The 16,780-nt window shown below is 67.6% G+C and carries 14 protein-coding genes; 7 read left to right on the top strand and 7 right to left on the bottom strand.

What is annotated here, in order from left to right:
• Positions 1–83: 83 nt before the first annotated feature.
• Entirely contained in the window at positions 84–1,208 is a 1,125-nt protein-coding gene (locus OGL92_RS03440; RefSeq protein ID WP_263140482.1) for a class I SAM-dependent methyltransferase, read from the bottom strand.
• A gap of 95 nt (positions 1,209–1,303) precedes the next feature.
• Here OGL92_RS03440 and OGL92_RS03435 point away from each other — a divergent pair, with 95 nt between their 5' ends.
• The gene (locus tag OGL92_RS03435; RefSeq protein WP_263140479.1) at positions 1,304–2,080 is read left to right on the top strand and encodes a ferredoxin--NADP reductase; all 777 of its coding nucleotides are present in this window, start codon (positions 1,304–1,306) and stop codon (positions 2,078–2,080) included.
• Between the two features lie 33 nt (positions 2,081–2,113).
• Here OGL92_RS03435 and mscL read toward each other — a convergent pair whose 3' ends face one another.
• Complete coding sequence (gene mscL / locus OGL92_RS03430) at positions 2,114–2,554, bottom strand: large-conductance mechanosensitive channel protein MscL (RefSeq protein WP_263140476.1); 441 nt, start codon at positions 2,552–2,554, stop codon at positions 2,114–2,116.
• A gap of 94 nt (positions 2,555–2,648) precedes the next feature.
• Positions 2,649–3,398: an EAL domain-containing protein gene (locus OGL92_RS03425; protein WP_263140474.1), complete on the bottom strand. Its 750-nt coding sequence runs from the start codon at positions 3,396–3,398 to the stop codon at positions 2,649–2,651.
• Between the two features lie 349 nt (positions 3,399–3,747).
• Here OGL92_RS03425 and OGL92_RS03420 point away from each other — a divergent pair, with 349 nt between their 5' ends.
• Together OGL92_RS03420 and radA are read left to right on the top strand one after the other, a co-directional pair.
• Positions 3,748–4,026 (top strand): DUF465 domain-containing protein, encoded by a 279-nt coding sequence (locus tag OGL92_RS03420; RefSeq protein WP_263140473.1) that lies wholly within the window; start codon positions 3,748–3,750, stop codon positions 4,024–4,026.
• Positions 4,027–4,145: 119 nt separating this feature from the next.
• Entirely contained in the window at positions 4,146–5,510 is a 1,365-nt protein-coding gene (gene radA, locus OGL92_RS03415) for a DNA repair protein RadA (RefSeq protein WP_263140471.1), read from the top strand.
• 66 nt (positions 5,511–5,576) lie between these two features.
• Here the strand turns inward: radA and OGL92_RS03410 are convergent, their stop codons facing one another.
• Together OGL92_RS03410 and OGL92_RS03405 are read right to left on the bottom strand one after the other, a co-directional pair.
• Positions 5,577–5,945: a PilZ domain-containing protein gene (locus OGL92_RS03410; RefSeq protein WP_263140468.1), complete on the bottom strand. Its 369-nt coding sequence runs from the start codon at positions 5,943–5,945 to the stop codon at positions 5,577–5,579.
• Between the two features lie 220 nt (positions 5,946–6,165).
• Positions 6,166–6,627, bottom strand: a complete 462-nt coding sequence (locus OGL92_RS03405; protein ID WP_263140463.1) for an isoprenylcysteine carboxylmethyltransferase family protein — start codon at positions 6,625–6,627, stop codon at positions 6,166–6,168.
• A gap of 120 nt (positions 6,628–6,747) precedes the next feature.
• Here OGL92_RS03405 and OGL92_RS03400 point away from each other — a divergent pair, with 120 nt between their 5' ends.
• The 4 genes from OGL92_RS03400 to yjiA all read left to right on the top strand — a co-directional run bounded on the left by OGL92_RS03400 (position 6,748) and on the right by yjiA (position 10,778).
• A complete protein-coding gene (locus OGL92_RS03400; RefSeq protein ID WP_263140460.1) occupies positions 6,748–7,254 on the top strand; it encodes a DUF3015 domain-containing protein in 507 nt (168 codons plus the stop codon).
• A 163-nt stretch (positions 7,255–7,417) separates the two neighbouring features.
• Positions 7,418–9,484, top strand: coding sequence for a carbon starvation CstA family protein (locus tag OGL92_RS03395; protein WP_263140452.1), 2,067 nt, complete (start codon positions 7,418–7,420; stop codon positions 9,482–9,484).
• Between the two features lie 52 nt (positions 9,485–9,536).
• Positions 9,537–9,740 (top strand): YbdD/YjiX family protein, encoded by a 204-nt coding sequence (locus OGL92_RS03390; RefSeq protein WP_263140451.1) that lies wholly within the window; start codon positions 9,537–9,539, stop codon positions 9,738–9,740.
• Between the two features lie 51 nt (positions 9,741–9,791).
• Positions 9,792–10,778 (top strand): GTPase, encoded by a 987-nt coding sequence (gene yjiA, locus OGL92_RS03385; protein ID WP_263140449.1) that lies wholly within the window; start codon positions 9,792–9,794, stop codon positions 10,776–10,778.
• Between the two features lie 388 nt (positions 10,779–11,166).
• On the opposite strand, the gene glyA is transcribed toward yjiA, so the two are convergent.
• Both glyA and OGL92_RS03375 read right to left on the bottom strand, forming a co-directional pair.
• Complete coding sequence (gene glyA, locus OGL92_RS03380; protein ID WP_263140448.1) at positions 11,167–12,420, bottom strand: serine hydroxymethyltransferase; 1,254 nt, start codon at positions 12,418–12,420, stop codon at positions 11,167–11,169.
• 116 nt (positions 12,421–12,536) lie between these two features.
• A complete protein-coding gene (locus OGL92_RS03375) occupies positions 12,537–16,655 on the bottom strand; it encodes an EAL domain-containing protein (RefSeq protein ID WP_263140964.1) in 4,119 nt (1,372 codons plus the stop codon).
• Positions 16,656–16,780 lie beyond the last annotated feature (125 nt).

The following is a 16,780-nucleotide window of genomic DNA, read 5'->3' as shown; positions in this document are numbered from 1 at the left end:
GCGAAACAGGCGCTTGAGTCCGTAGGGTGGATGGCGCTTCACCCATCCACCGCACCACGGAATACCCCCGTGCCTGCCCGCGACTACTTGGTCGCCCGTAACACCACGAACTTCGGCGTGGCCGCCACCTGCTCGACGCCGCGGAACAGGCGCTTGAGCTTGGCGTGGTAGCCCAGGTGGCGATTGCCGACGATCCACAGCTCGCCGCCCTTGACCAGGGCGTTCCGGGCCTGGGTGAACATGCGCCAGGCGAGGAAGTCGCCGACCACCTGCTGCTGGTGGAACGGCGGGTTGCACAGCACCAGGTCCAGGGAATCGGCCGCTTGCGTGGCCAGGCCGTCGTCGGCGTGGATATCCACCGGGCGCTCGCCGAAGGCGGCGCGCCAGTTGGCGCGCGCCGATTGCACGGCCATGTAGGACTCGTCCACCAGGGTCAGCCGGGCCTGGGGATTCCCCAGGGCATAGACGATGCCGAGCACGCCGTTACCGCAGCCGAGGTCCGCCACCCGCAGCTCGCCCAGCGCCCGCGGCAGGTGCGGGAGGAAGGCGCGGGTGCCGATGTCCAGGCCCTCGCGGCAGAACAGGTTGGCGTGGTTGAGCAGCTCCAGCGGTGGCTGCTCCAGCCGGTAGCGGGTCGGGTAGGGCGATACCGGCGCGGGCTTGGCGTCGGGGGTGGCGAACAGCAGGCGCGCCTTCTTCACCGCCAGGCTGGCCTGCACCGGCCCGACGTAGCGCTCCAGCAGATCGCCGGCGGCGCGCGGCAGGTGCTTGATCATGCCGGCGGCGACCACCCGGGCGCCCGGCGCCAGCCGGCCATGCAGGCGTATCAGCTGTTCCTCCAGCAGGGCCAGGGTCTTCGGTACGCGGATCAACACCCGGTCGAACGGACCCTCCGGCGTTTCGCTGGCGGCGACGAAGCTGACCGCCTGCGCAGCGAGGCCATTGCGCGCCAGGTTTTCGCCCAGGGCGATCCGGGCCAGATGGGAGTCGCCAGCGCTGGTGAGCCGGACCCGGCCGGCCAGGCTGCACGCCAGCGCGCCGAAGCCGTCGTTCAGCACCAGCACGCGCTCGGAGCCCTCGAGTCCGCTGTCGTGCAGGTGGTTGAGCAGGTATTCGTCGGCGGCGTCGAACGCCTGCAAAGGGTCGCCGGCCCGTTCGGGATGGCGGCGCAGGTCGAGGGTCGCCAGGGGCGTGGTCAGAATAGGCATGTGAACTGGTGGTTTTTATCCGGCGGGGTTTACGCGAGACTGGCGCGCATATCCAAGGCACGCCCGACGGCGGCCCTGCATCAGGAACGCGAAGTATGACCGCCAGCGAAGAGAAGTTCACCCGCCAGACCCTGCTCGACGTGCAGACCCTCACGCCCAGCCTGTTCACCCTGCGCACCACCCGCGACCCCGGCTTCCGCTTCCGCGCCGGCCAGTTCGCCCGCCTCGGCGTGACCAAGGCCGACGGCAGCGCGGTCTGGCGGGCCTACTCCATGGTGTCGGCGCCCCACGACGACTACCTGGAATTCTTCTCCATCGTGGTGCCGGGCGGCGAGTTCACCAGCGAGTTGTCGCGCCTACGGGTGGGCGACGAACTGCGCGTGGACCGCCAGGCGTTCGGTTTCCTCACCCTCGACCGCTTCGTCGACGGCCGCGACCTCTGGCTGTTGTCCACCGGCACCGGGCTGGCGCCCTTCCTGTCGATCCTCCAGGACTTCGAGGTGTGGCAACGCTTCGAGCGGATATTCCTGGTCTACAGCGTGCGCGAGGCCTGCGAGCTGGCCTACCAGCCGCTGATCGCGGGCTTGGGCGAGCGCGACTACCTGGCCGAACACGCCGGCAAGCTGCGCTATCTCCCGCTGGTGACCCGCGAGACCCATCCCGCGGCGCTGCACGGGCGGATCACCACCCTGCTGGAGAACGGCGAGCTGGAGCGTGCCGCCGGGCAGGTCCTGGAACCCGAGCACTCGCGGATCATGCTGTGCGGCAACCCGCAGATGATCGAGGACACCCGGGCGCTGCTCAAGGCCCGCGACCTGCAACTGTCCCTCAGCCGTCGGCCGGGCCAGGTGGCGGTGGAAACCTATTGGTGAGGACGCGCCCGGTCGCGACCGGGCGGGGGACGATCAGCGTTCGCCTTCGGGCATGTCGCGGGCGACCGGCGCCTGTTCCTGTTCGACGCGCGCCTTGAGCAGGTCGCGGATTTCCGCCAGCAGCACCTGATCCTTGGTCGGCGCCGTGGCCGCCGGGTGGGTGTGGTGCAGGCGGTTGATGAATTTCACCCCGAGGAAGATGGCGAAGGCCACGATCAGGAAGTCGATCACCGACTGGATGAACTTGCCATAGGCCAGCACCACCGCCGGGGTGTCGCCCTGGGCCGCCTTGAGGACGATCGCCAGGTCGGAGAAATCCACTCCGCCGATCAGCAGGCCCAGCGGCGGCATGATCACGTCGCCGACGAACGAGGAGACGATCTTGCCGAAGGCGGCGCCGATGATGATCCCCACCGCCATGTCGACCACGTTGCCCTTGACGGCGAATGCCTTGAACTCATTGATGAAACTCATCCATTACCCCCTGTGTGGCGTTTTCGTTGAGGTTTCCACGCGTCGCGACGACCGTGGGTGAACCTGTGGATCGGACCGCGCGGGTCCGGTGCGTTCACTCGGGATAGGCCACGTCCGGCAACCCCTGGAACAAAGGTCGGGCGAATAGATAGCCCTGGAACAGCTCGATCCCCATGGCGCGCAGGGTGTCGTATTCCTCGCGGCTTTCCACTCCCTCGGCGATCACCGCGATGCCCAGGCGCCGGCACATGTCCAGGGTGCCCTCCACCAGGACTTGGCGCACGTTGTCGCGGTCGATGCCGCGCACCAGCCCCATGTCCAGCTTGAGCAGGTCGGGCTGGAAGTCCGCCAGCAGATTGAGGCCGGCGAAGCCGGCGCCGAAATCGTCGATGGCGGTGAGAAAACCGCGCGCCCGGTAAGCATGCAGGATGGCGCAGAGGTGATCCAGGTCGAGCACCTGTTCCTGTTCGGTCACCTCGAAGATGATCCGTTCCAGGGGAAAGTGCGCCCGCTGCGCCGCTTCGAGCGTGGCGCGGATGCAGGTCTCGGCGCGGTAGACCGCATTGGGCATGAAATTGATCGACAGCCGCGCCGGGATCTGCAGGCGGGCTCCCCATTCCACCGCCTTGATCCGGCAGCGCTGGTCGAAGCGATAGCGATTGTCCGCGTTGACCCGGGCCAGGACGCTGGCAGCGCCTTCCCCGGCGGGGCCGCGCACCAGGGCTTCATGGGCGAAGACCTTGCCCTGGGCCACGTCGATGATGGGTTGGAACGCCATGCTCAGGGAAAGGTCGTCGTCCTCGGGGAGATCCCGACAGGCCGAACAGGAGGGGGAATCGGACATGCGCCAATGCTCCTTTGGAGTGTGCGAAGGACGGCAAACGTCGGCGCCCGCGCGAAACCCAGGGGCGTCCGGCGGAAACCAGGCTCGTGAACCGGCGGCCTGAAGGACGGTTTCCCGGGCGATCTATGCAGAGACCCGGTGAGTCCGGCGAAGTTTAACCCGGAACGCGCTCTTCAGTGGCTCATGGCTAGCATGGGAGGTGCGCGGTCTGCCCAGGCCCGGAGCCTTCGCGTGGTGGGCGACGGACGGCAGGACGGGCCGCCGACGATGGGCGTCGGTTTGATCCGGATCAATGGCGCGGCATCCCCGGGCCGTTAGGCTGGGAAAAACCTTCAAGGAGAGCCCCTTCATGCACGTCGAACATCATCCGCTGGTCCAGGACTTCCCCGAACTGCGCGCCGAGCTGCATGCCTTGCGCCAGGGCGACGCCGCTTTCGCCCGCCTGGCCGAGGAGTACGAGGCCCTGGACAAGCGCATCTGCCGGGTCGAGGACGGCGTGGAGTCGCTGAACGACGATGCCCTCGGCATGCTCAAGCAGCAGCGCGTGGTGCTCAAGGATCAGGTCGCGCGCCAGCTCAAGCGCTCCGTCGGCCAGTGCTGCGGCTGCGGCGGCGGGTGCCGCGGCTGACCGGTTGAACGCCCGGCCCGGCCCTCGCCGCTGAGCGGCGGCCGGATGCGTCGCGGGGCGCTTCGTGGCGTGCTCCGACAGCCTGTATCATCGGCTCCTTTGCCTCGAGGGAGTCCGCCATGGCCAAGGCCAAGCGCATGTACGGCTGCACCGAATGCGGCGCCACCTTTCCCAAATGGGCCGGCCAATGCGCCGAGTGCGGCGCCTGGAACACCCTGGTGGAGACCGTGCTCGAAGGTGCCACCGCCACGCCCAGCGGCCGTGGCGGCTGGACCGGGCAGCAGGCCCAGGTCCGCACCCTGGCGGAGGTCAGCATCGAGGAGATGCCGCGCTTCTCCACCGCCTCGGCCGAACTCGACCGCGTGCTCGGCGGCGGCCTGGTGGATGGCTCGGTGGTGCTCATCGGCGGCGACCCCGGTATCGGCAAATCGACCATCCTCTTGCAGACCCTTTGCAATATCGCCACGCGCCTGCCCGCCCTCTACGTCACCGGCGAGGAGTCCCAGCAGCAGGTCGCGATGCGCGCGCGTCGGCTGGACCTGCCCCAAGACAAGCTGAAGGTGATGACCGAGACCTGCATCGAAACCATCATCGCCACGGCGCGCCAGGAGCGGCCCAAGGTCATGGTGATCGACTCGATCCAGACCATCTACACCGAGCAACTGCAATCCGCGCCCGGCGGCGTCGCCCAGGTCCGCGAGAGCGCGGCTTTGCTGGTGCGCTTCGCCAAGCAGAGCGGCACCGCGATCTTCCTGGTGGGGCACGTCACCAAGGAGGGCGCCCTGGCCGGCCCGCGCGTGCTGGAGCATATGGTGGACACCGTGCTCTATTTCGAGGGTGAATCCGATGGGCGCCTGCGCTTGCTGCGCGCGGTGAAGAACCGTTTCGGCGCGGTCAACGAGCTGGGCGTGTTCGGCATGACCGACAAAGGCCTCAAGGAGGTTTCCAACCCGTCGGCGATCTTCCTCACCCGCGCCCAGGAAGCGGTGCCCGGCAGCGTGGTCATGGCCACCTGGGAAGGCTCGCGGCCGATGCTGGTGGAGGTTCAGGCGCTGGTGGATACCAGCCACTTGGCCAATCCGCGGCGGGTCACCCTGGGCCTCGACCAGAACCGCCTGGCCATGCTGCTGGCGGTGCTGCACCGGCACGGCGGCATCCCCACCTACGACCAGGACGTGTTCATCAACGTGGTGGGCGGGGTCAAGGTGCTGGAGACCGCGGTGGACCTGGCCTTGATGGCGGCGGTCATCTCCAGCCTGCGCAACCGGCCGCTGGAGCACGACCTGCTGGTGTTCGGCGAGGTGGGGTTGTCGGGTGAGATCCGCCCGGTGCCGAGCGGCCAGGAGCGCCTCAAGGAGGCCGCCAAGCATGGATTCAAGCGGGCCATCGTGCCCAAGGGCAATGCACCGAAGGAAGCGCCCCCCGGGTTGCAGGTGGTGGCCGTGACGCGTCTCGAGCAGGCGCTGGACGCGCTGTTCGAGTGAGGTCGCCGCGCGCGTCGTCGGACGCGTTCGCCAACGGTCGTCGGCGGCGTCCGGCCGCCGAGCCGATCAGGCGTCGCCCAGGGCCGCCAGTTCCCGTTCCAGCAGGGCTTCGTCGCCCAGGTTGAGCTCCACCAGGCGCCGCAGGTGGCTGATCGAGTCGAGGTCGATGTGCCGGCAGATGAAGCCGAGCTGGCCATCCTGGGTGCGCGTGAGCTCCACTTCCATTTCCACCACGGTGTCTTCGGTCAGCGCGATCCGTGCGATGAACGGCTGCGCCGGGTCGCCGTCCCAGTCGGCCGGGCTGTGCACCAGCAAGCCCTTGAGCGAGAGGTCGTGGAGCTCCACCGACCACCGCTTGGCACCCTGGCTGAGTTGTGTGTCGGCGTCGAAAGCGAAGCGGTGGAAACGCCTGCGCTCGTTGGCTGTATCACTCATCACGGAACACTCCTGTATGGATTCATCCACTATAGACAAGGCCGCCCCGGCTTACCGCCGCAGACGACGCCGTGCCGACGGCGCAGTCGCGGCGCGAAGAGGCTTGTCGTGCCGGCGATCTTCCCACAAGCGCCAGGTGGCGCGGCGGAAATCCTCCACATCCGCGCATGAATTCGCGCGTGGCGTGCGGTGCCCGAACGCGGGCGAGGCGGCGTGGGGGTCAGATCCAGCGACGGACGCGCAGGCAGTAACGGCGGTAGGTGTCGCCGAAGCAGCGCTCGAGAAAGGCTTCGTCGCGGCGGATCACGTCCCTGTTCATCCAATACAGAAGGACCGGCAGCAACAGCCAGGGCCAGAGGTCGCCGAGCAGGCAGGCGAGGCCGCAGTAGGCCAGGGTATCGCCCAGGTTGATCGGGTTGCGCGAAAAGCGGAACGCTCCGCGCTGCAGCAGCTCTAACGGCTTACCATTGGTGCCCGAGGTGGTCGAGTGCCGTTTCATCGACCGGATGGCCCAGAAGGAGAACGCCTGCCCTCCAGCGATCAGCAGGTAGCCCAACCCGCGCGTCCAGGCGTCGTCGGGAAGGGGGATCGGGACGCTCGCCGTCAGTGTGCAGGCGATCGTCAGGAACAGCAGGTAGATCAGGGGCGGCGCCAGGGTGGCGCGCTCTTGCGGGCTGGGCATGCGGACTCCGGAACGGGACGGGGACAAAGAGTTGCGACCCTGTCATGCATTGACAGTTCTGCGGCCTTCGCCAAAGCTCCAGTGGCAGTACAATTCTTCTAATGATTGCGGAGTGCAGATATGGACAACCGACTGCTGAGTAAAGCGTTGTTTGCGGGTCTTCTGAGCGTGGCGAGCGTAGCGGCACATGCCGACGCCGCAGGTGGCAATGGCTGTGGCTGGGGCAACATGTTGTTCGAAGGTCAGCGCGGTCTCGCGCCGCACTTCCTCGCCACCACTACCAACGGCACCTCCGGTAACGCCACCTTCGGCATGACCTCGGGCACCAACGGCTGCGATACCAATGGCAAGCTGGGCTACAACGGCCGCTCGATGCTGGCCATGAACGGCATGCTGGACAACATCGCCGAAGACATGGCCCAGGGCCGTGGCGAAGCGTTGGACGCCTATGCGACCCTGCTGGGTATCGAAAAAGGCGACCGTGCGCATTTCGCGCAAGTCGCCCAGCAGAACTTCGGCGATATCTTCAGCGCGCCGGACGTCACCGGTGACCAGGTATTGGCCGCCACCCTGGACGTGATGAGCCGCGATCAGCAACTGGCCCGTTACGCCAAACAGCCAGCCTGATACCGCAACGTGAAAAGCCGGGCCTCGCGCCCGGTTTTTTTATGGCCGAGAGATAGGCACCGGGCCCATGCCGGCGCCACGCTCGACCAAGGTGGGATACCTTAACCCCGGGGACGCGCTAGACTTGGGCGGCAGCTTGTCTGACCAATCCGGGGAGTAGTCGATGAACCATAACAATAGCCTGCTGCGCCACCTGCCTTGGGCGGTGCTGGCGATAGTCGGAGCCTGTGCCTTGGGTGTCGTGGCCTTGCGCCGCGGCGAAGCCATCAATGCCTTGTGGATAGTGGTCGCGGCGGTCGCCCTCTATCTGGTCGCCTACCGGTACTACAGCCTGTTCATCGCCAACCGGGTGATGGAACTGGACCCCAGCCGCGCCACACCGGCGCTGCTGAACAATGACGGCCTGGATTACGTACCGACCAACAAACACATTCTGTTCGGCCACCACTTCGCCGCCATCGCCGGCGCCGGACCGCTGGTGGGGCCGGTACTGGCCGCGCAGATGGGCTACTTGCCCGGCACCCTCTGGCTGATCGCCGGGGTGGTGCTCGCCGGGGCGGTACAGGATTTCATGGTCCTGTTCATCTCCACCCGCCGCAATGGCCGCTCGCTCGGCGAACTGGTGCGCGAGGAAATGGGCCAGGTGCCCGGCACCATCGCCCTGTTCGGCGCCTTCCTGATCATGATCATCATCCTCGCGGTGCTGGCGCTGATCGTGGTCAAGGCCCTGGCGGAAAGCCCCTGGGGCATGTTCACGGTGCTGGCGACCATTCCCATCGCGATGTTCATGGGCATCTACATGCGCTACATCCGCGTCGGGCGGATCGGCGAAATCTCCGTCGTCGGGCTGATCCTGCTGCTCGGTTCGATCTGGCTCGGCGGCCAGGTGGCGGCCAGCCCCGAGTGGGCGCCGGTGTTCACCTTCAGCGGGGTGCAGATCACCTGGATGCTGATCGGCTATGGCGCGGTCGCCTCGGTGTTGCCGGTCTGGCTGTTGCTGGCGCCGCGGGACTACCTGTCCACCTTCCTCAAGATCGGCACCATCATCGCCCTGGCCATCGGCATCCTGATCGTCATGCCCGAGCTGAAGATGCCGGCGCTGACCCAGTTCACCGACGGCAGCGGCCCGGTGTGGAAAGGCGCGCTGTTCCCCTTCCTGTTCATTACCATCGCCTGCGGCGCGGTGTCCGGCTTCCATGCGCTGATCGCCTCGGGCACCACGCCCAAGCTGCTGGCCAGCGAGGCCCACGCCCGTTACATCGGCTACGGCGGCATGCTGATGGAATCCTTCGTGGCGATCATGGCGATCGTCGCCGCCTCGGTGATCGAGCCCGGCATCTACTTCGCCATGAACAGCCCCGCCGCGCTGGTCGGTGCCGACGTGCAGACGGTGGCGGCGACGGTCAGCGGCTGGGGCTTCGCCATCACCCCCGAGCTGTTGCAGGCCACCGCCCGCGATATCGGCGAGAACACCATCCTGGCCCGCGCCGGCGGCGCGCCGACCCTGGCGGTGGGGATCGCGCAGATTCTCCACCACGTGCTGCCGGGCGAGAACACCATGGCGTTCTGGTACCACTTCGCGATCCTGTTCGAGGCGCTGTTCATCCTCACCGCGGTGGACGCCGGCACCCGTGCCGGACGTTTCATGCTCCAAGACCTGCTGGGCAACTTCGTGCCGGCGCTCAAGCGCACCGAATCCTGGGGCGCCAACATCGTCGGCACTGGCGGTTGCGTCGCCCTCTGGGGCTGGCTGCTGTACCAGGGCGTGGTCGATCCCCTGGGCGGGATCAACACCCTGTGGCCGCTGTTCGGCATCTCCAACCAGATGCTCGCGGGAATCGCCCTGATGCTGGCCACCGTGGTGCTGATCAAGATGAAGCGCCAGCGCTATGCCTGGGTCACCATCTTGCCGGCCGCCTGGCTGCTGGTCTGCACCACCACCGCGGGCCTGATCAAGCTGCTGGATCCGAGCCCGGCGGTGGGCTTCCTCTCCCTGGCGAAGAAGTACAGCGACGCACTGGATGCCGGCCAGGTACTGGCGCCGGCCAAGGACATCGGCCAGATGCAGCACGTGATCTTCAACGCCTACACCAACGCGGGGCTGACGGTCCTGTTCCTGCTGGTGGTGTTCAGCGTCCTGTTCTATGCCATCAAGGTCAGCCGCGCGGCGCTCGCGCAACCCGCGCGCAGCGACCGCGAAAGCCCGTTCCAGCCGATCCCCCACGCGTGAACGCGAGGGGGCGCACTCCGGTGCGTCCCCTCGCCCGACCAGGAGTCGAACGATGTTCAACGACCTCAGCCGCATGGGCAAATACCTCGGCCAGGCGGCCCGCATGCTGGTGGGCATGCCCGACTACGACACCTACGTCGAACACATGCGCAAGACCCACCCCGAGCAGACCCCGATGAGCTACGAAGCCTTCTTCCGCGAACGCCAGGACGCGCGCTACGGCGGTGGCAAGGGGCGCCCGATCCGCTGCTGCTGAGCCTTTCCGGCCTCCGCGGCTTCCCGCCCCTACGTCCATAACCGGAGCCCCATGCCGACCACGCCCATTCCCGTCACCGTCCTCAGCGGCTTCCTCGGCGCCGGCAAGACCACCTTGCTGCGTCATCTGCTCAAGGCCGAACACGGGCTGAAGATCGCCGTGATCGAGAACGAATTCAGCGACACGCCCATCGACGGCCACCTGCTCGGTGGCGAGCCGGTGCAGGTCATGACCCTGGCCAACGGCTGCGTCTGCTGCAGCATCCACGTGGAGCTGGAGAAAGCCCTCTACCTGCTGCTCGAGCGCCTGGACGGCGGCGAGCTGGCCTTCGACCGCCTGGTGATCGAGTGCACCGGGATGGCCGACCCGGCCCCGGTGGCGCAGACCTTCTTCGTCGACGAGGGCTTGCGCGAGCGCTACCTCCTCGACGGCATCGTCACCCTGGTGGACGCCGCCCATGCCGGCTTCCAGCTCGACCTGGCCATCGCCCAGGCCCAGGTGGGCTTCGCCGATCGCCTGCTGGTGAGCAAGCGCGACCTGGTGGACGATGCCACCTTCGATGCCCTCTGCCAGCGTTTGCGGTGGATCAACCGGCGCGCGCCGATCCGCCTGGTGGAACAGGGGCGCATCGACCTGGCCGAATTGCTCGACGTGCGCGGTTTCAACCTCAACGCCGACTTCGGCGAAGCCCTGAAACCGACACCTGCCCTGCGCCCGGTGTCGGCGCCCGGGGCAACCCTGGATCGCATTTCCACCCTGGTGTTGCGCAGCGAACGCCCGCTGGACCTGGAGCGCCTCAGCGCCTTCATGGAGGTCCTGCTGGAGCGTCACGGCAACGCGCTGCTGCGCTACAAGGGTTTGCTGAACATCGCCGGGGAGGCGCGCCGCATGGTGTTCCAGGGTGTCATGCGGCTCTACGGCTTCGACTGGGACAGCGCCTGGGGCGCCGACGAAGCCCGGGAAAGCGTGATCGTGTTCATCGGCGACAACCTCCCGGAGGACAGCATCCGCGAAGGCTTCCAGCGCCTCTCCGACTGAAGTCGCGCGGTGTGGGCGAGGCGCCTGGCCCGAGGTCTTCGCCCTGCAAGGCGCATGTCCGGCTCGAATCCTTCGGGCCCGCGCCGATGAACAGTCCCTGCCGCTGCGCCGGCGAGCGCCTTTCGCGGCTGCACATGAGCGAGCGCGCCGGCAAGCGTCGCCCGCTTTGGATGGGGCGTGACGAGGGCCGCTGCTGCGTACCCAGATGGGCAGAGGGCGCGATCCAAGTGGAGAGGGACGGCGTCGTCCACTGCGCGCGGGGATTATGGGCGTCGCACTTCCACGCGCCGGTAACGGGCGTTCAGCGCGCCGGTCGATTCCGTCCAGCTCATGCCGCGACCAAGAAAAAGCCCGGCGAATGCCGGGCTTTTTTCCTCTTGCGCGATGCTTAGCGGCCGTACACCGGCAGGCGCTCGCAGACGGCCTTGACCTGCTCGCGGATGCGCGCTTCGGTGTCGGCGTCACCCAGCTTGGCGAGGATGTCGCAGATCCAGCCGGCCAGTTCGCGGCATTCGTCTTCCTTGAAGCCACGGGTGGTCACCGCCGGGGTGCCGATGCGGATGCCGGAGGTGACGAAGGGCGACTGCGGGTCGTTGGGCACCGAGTTCTTGTTCACGGTGATGTGGGCGCGGCCGAGGGCGGCGTCCGCGTCCTTGCCGGTGATGCCCTGCTTGATCAGGCTGAGCAGGAACAGATGGTTTTCCGTGCCGCCGGAGACCACGTCGTAGCCGCGCTCGATGAACACCTGGGCCATCGCCTTGGCGTTCTTCACCACCTGCTGCTGGTAGGTCTTGAATTCCGGTTGCAGGGCTTCCTTGAAACACACCGCCTTGGCGGCGATCACGTGCTCCAGCGGGCCGCCCTGGCCGCCGGGGAACACCGCGGAGTTGAGCTTCTTCTCGATCTCGGGGTTGGCGCGCGCCAGGATCAGGCCGCCGCGCGGGCCGCGCAGGGTCTTGTGGGTGGTGGTGGTGACCACGTCGGCGAAGGGGATCGGGTTCGGGTAGACGCCCGCCGCGACCAGCCCGGCGACGTGGGCCATGTCGACGAACAGGTAGGCGCCGACCTTGTCCGCGATCTCGCGGAAGCGCGGGAAGTCCAGCACCTGCGAATAGGCGGAGAAGCCGGCGACGATCATCTTCGGCTTGTGCTCCACGGCCAGCCGCTCGACTTCGTCGTAATCGATCAGGCCGTTGCCGTCGATGCCGTACTGCACCGCGTTGTACAGCTTGCCGGAGGAGGACACGCCGGCGCCGTGGGTCAGATGACCGCCGTGGGCCAGGCTCATGCCGAGGAGGGTGTCGCCGGCCGAGAGGAGGGCCAGGTAAACCGCCGAGTTGGCCTGGGAGCCGGCATGGGGCTGGACGTTGGCGTAGTCGGCGCCGAACAGTTGCTTGGCGCGGTCGATGGCGATCTGCTCGACCACGTCGACGAATTCGCAGCCGCCGTAATAGCGCTTACCCGGGTAACCCTCGGCGTACTTGTTGGTCAGCACCGAACCCTGGGCTTCCATCACCGCCGGGCTGGTGTAGTTCTCCGAGGCGATGAGCTCGATGTGATCTTCCTGGCGCTGGGCTTCTTGCTCCATGGCGGCGAATAGATCGGCATCGTAGCGGGCGAGGGTCAAATCACGGCTGAACATGGCAATCCCCTGAGGCATTCAGTTGGGAGGGTAGGAAGGGGCGCGATTCTAACCCATAGATCCGCCCCTGGCACATGAACGCCGGTCATGGCCGGGGCAAGGGAGATTCACCTGGATCAGTTGAGGACGAACAGCGCCGTGCCGCTGAACTGCGCCTCCAACTGCCTGGCCGGCATCGGGCGGCCGAACAGGTAGCCCTGCACCTCGTCGCAGTCGTGCTCGCGGAGGAAATCGAGTTGCGCCTGGGTTTCCACGCCCTCGGCGATCACCGAGAGGTTCAGGCTGTGGGCCATGGCGATGATCGCCCGGGCGATCTGCGCGTCCTGTTCGCCATGGGGCAGGCCGTCGACGAAGCTGCGGTCGATCTTCAGCACGTCGATGGGGAACTGCTTGAGGTAGTTCAACGAGGAATAGCCGGTGCCGAAGTCGTCCACCGCCACGCACAGGCCGAGGCGCTTGAGGCCGACGAGGATCTGCAGGGTCTCGCCGACGTCGCGCATCAGGATGCTTTCGGTCAGTTCCAGCTCCAGGCAGGCGGGCGGGATGCCGCTGCGTTCGAGGGTCGCGGCGATCCGCGCGCCAAGCTGGCCATCGGCGAACTGACGGGCCGAGAGGTTCACCGAAATTTTCGGCACGCGGACCTTGGCGGCGTGCCAGGCGGCCATCTGCCGACAGGCCTCGGCGAGCACCCAGTCGCCCACCTGGACCACCAGGCCGAGCTCCTCCAGGACCGGGATGAACTCGGTCGGCGGCACCAGCCCGCGGGCGGGATGGCGCCAGCGCAGCAGCGCCTCGACACCGGTCAGGCGCTTGCCGTTGCCGCTGAACTGCGGCTGGTAATAGAGCATGAACTCGCCGCCTTCGAGGGCGTGGCGCAGGTCGCTTTCCAACTCCAGGCGCTCCAGGGCGCGGGCGTTCATGTCGGTCTGGTAGAACTGGAAGTTGTTCTTGCCGCGCTCCTTGGCGTGGTACATGGCGGTGTCGGCGTTCTTCATCAATTGGCTCAGCTCGCGACCGTCCTGGGGGCTGAGGGCGATGCCGATGCTGGCGGTGACGAAGAACTCGCGGCCTTCGAGGACGAACGGGCGCGCCAGGCTGGCGAGAATCTGCTCGGCGACGTGGATCGCGCGGTTCAGCGCGCCCTCGCGGCTGGAGCGCGGTTGCAGCAGCAGGGTGAACTCGTCGCCGCCCATGCGCGCCACGGTGTCGTCGTCCGCCACGCAATCGGTCAGGCGCAGGGCCACGTCCTTGAGCATGCGGTCGCCGGCGGCATGGCCGAGGGAGTCGTTGATCGGCTTGAAGCGGTCGAGGTCGAGGAACATCAGCACCACCCATTCCTGGTTGCGCTCGGCGTATTGCAGGGCAGTGTGCAGGCGGTCCTGGAACAGGGTGCGGTTGGGCAGGTGGGTGAGGGCGTCGTAATAGGCCAGGCGGTGGATGCGCTGCTCGCTGGCCTTGCGTTCGCTGATGTCGCTGAAGAAGCACACGTAGCTGACCAGGTCGCCTTCGTCGTCGTGCACCGCGGTGATGCCCACCCAGGACGGGTAGGTGTCGCCCTGGCGGCGTTTCAGCCACACCTCGCCCTCCCAACTGCCGCGCTGGTTGAGCTGGCTCATGATGTAGTTGAGGTGGTTGGCCTGCTGGCGATCCGCGGTGAGCAGGGTCGGTTGCTGGTCGAGCACCTCGGCGCTGCCATAGCCGGTGATCCGGCTGAAGGCTTCGTTGACCTGGACGATGTAGCCGGCCGGGTCGGTGACCAGGATCGCCGCGGTGGAGTGCTCGAATACCGTCGCGGCCATGCGCAGGTCCTTTTCCGCGCGGCGCTGCTGGCTGATGTCGCGACCGACCCCGAGGATGCCCTCGAAGCTGCCGTGCTCGTCCCACATCAGCATGATCCGCAGTTCCACCGGGATCTTGCGGCCGTCGGCGCGCAGGCAGTCGAAGAGGAACAGCTGGGGCCCCAGGCCGCGGCGCAGGTCGGCCAGGCGCTGCGGGTCGCCGAGGGCGTTGCGCACGCGCTCCAGCAGGACGAACAGGCCGTTCAACTGGCGCGGGTTGGCAGCGGTGCCGATGAAATTGTTGGCGATGATCCAGTCGCTGCTGTAGCCGAGCACCGGCTGCACCGAAGGGCTGACGTAGTTCAGTTGCAACTGCCGGTCGGAGGTGAAGATCACGTCGCTGATGCTTTCCGCCAGCAAGCGGTAGCGGCGCTCGCTTTCGCGCAGGGACTCGCTGGCCTCGATCTGGTCGGTGATGTCCTTGGCCACCCCGATCAGCCGGCTGACCCGTCCCCGGGCGTCGCGGCTCAGGGCCTGCTCGCGGATGTCGAACCAATGCCAGCGGCCGTTGCGATGGCGCAGGCGCAACTGGTATTGCAGGAGCTGGCCGTCGCCGATCACCTGTTGCAGGTTGAGCATGCGGCGGTACAGCTCGGCGTCGTCCGGGTGGAGAATCCGCTCCCACAGGCGATCCCCCAGGGTATTCAGTTCTTCCCAGTCGTAGCCCAGGTCGGGGCCCAGGCGGTTGTTGCTGAACAGCACGTGCTGGTCGTTGACCGCGTGGACGTACAGGGTGTCCGGCACCGCGCGGGCCACGTCCGACCAGAAGCGCTCGCGCTCGATCAGCGACAGTTCGACGTGCTTGCGCGCGGTGATGTCGCTCAGGCTGAGGGTCACCGCGTGCAGGTCCTCGCCCGCTTCCGGCAGGCGCAGCACCAGCCACAGGTGGCGCTCCTGGCCCTTCGCGGTGAGGATGCGGGTTTCCAGTTCGACCAGTTGCTGGCCGCCGAACAGCGCGGCGATCAACTGGAAACGCACCCCGCCGATCCGTAACTTGGTGCGATTGATCAGGCACTCCCAGGCCTGGTCGATCTCGGATACCTCCAGCAGGCGCAGGGCCACCTGGTTGGCCTCGGTCATGCGCAGGCGGCGCAACAACTCGCCGTGGCGCTGCGGGTGCTTGCCCAGCCACTCGGCCAGGTCGTCGGCGTTGCGCAGGCCGAGGTGCATGAGGTGATCGTGGAGGGGCACCAGGTCGAGGACGCAAAGCGCCACGCCGCTGTCCTCGAAGATGTTCTGGTAGCGCCGGCGGGTCTCCCTGAGGACCTGCAGGGATTGCTGCTCTTCGGTGACGTCGCGCAGCACCCAGGCATAGCCGAGCGGCCGCTCGCCCTCGCTGAGGGTGCTGCGGGTCACTGTGAAGAGGCGCCGGCGGCCGGCCTCGACCAGGCTCACCAAGTCGCCGATCTGCCCGGTATTGGGCTCGCGCAGGCGTTGCGGGTCGAGATCCGGCAGCAGGTCGAGCAGGTGGCGCTCGCGGACCGGCACCTCGCCCGCTTCGAACAGCGCTTCGGCCTGGGGGTTGAGATAGCTCAGGCGACCTTCGAGGTCGCTGACCAGCACCCGTTCCTCGATGGCGCCGAGGGCGCTGCCGGTCTGCCGCAGCGAGTCCCGCGACGCGGCGTTCAAGGCGTGCAGGCCCTGTTGCTCGCGCAGCAGGCGATACAGGACGAGCAGCGCCAGCAGCGCACAGAGGCCGTACAGGACCAGCTTGCCGCCCAGCTCCGCGAGAATGCGCGCGCGTGCGCGGGCCTCGTCGTAGAGCCCGCGCAATTGCCAGTCGCTGCCGGCCAGGGCGATCGCCGGCAGGCGGGTGGCCGCTCCGGGCGCGGCGGCGTCGCCCGGTAACGGCTCGCCGCGCTGCGGGAGCAGGCGCCGGCCCGAGCTGTCCTCCAAGACCCAGCCCTGGGCATCGGTCGGAGTGTCCGGCAGCCAGGCGTCCAGGGCGCGCGGGCCGAGGCGCAGCGCCCATTGGCCGGCGTCGCCCCGTGCCAGCAGCAGGTAGAGCTGTTCGCCCCGGGGATCGAAGGCGAAGCGATAGGATGCCTGTCCGCTCCCGCGCGCCAGGTCCGCCAGCGGTTGCCGGTCCTTCGGCGGACCCTCGCCGCCTTGGGCGCGGCCGTTCGCGTCCAGCCAGATCAGTTCTTGCAGGTCGGGGAACAGCACGCGGAGGTTTTCCAGGGGCAGGGCGGGCGTCGCCGCGGCCTGCGGGGCGAGGCTCCGTTGCAGCATGGCGCTCGCGGCCCGCGCGGCGAACGCCATGCGTGCCTCCAACTGCGCGGCCGTTACGCGGCTGGATGCCTCGGCGTGCTGGCGCAGATGCGCCTGGGCCTGCAGGTATTCGTGGCACACCTGCCAGAACAGCAGGGTGAGCAGCATCAGGATCGCCAGCGCCATCCGCAGCGGGCCGTTCGACACGAACCGCACGAAGCGTCCCGCGGGATCGCCGGGTGTTCTGTGGGGCGTGTACGAAAGGGGTCTGGGCACTGGATATCCTGCAATGACGCGGCTCGGCAGGACGG

The organism is Pseudomonas sp. RIT-PI-AD, from assembly GCF_025642785.1.
Lineage (GTDB): Bacteria > Pseudomonadota > Gammaproteobacteria > Pseudomonadales > Pseudomonadaceae > Pseudomonas_T.
The sequence above is the reverse complement of the archived record's forward strand: the minus strand, read 5'-3'. Positions and strand labels throughout refer to the sequence as shown.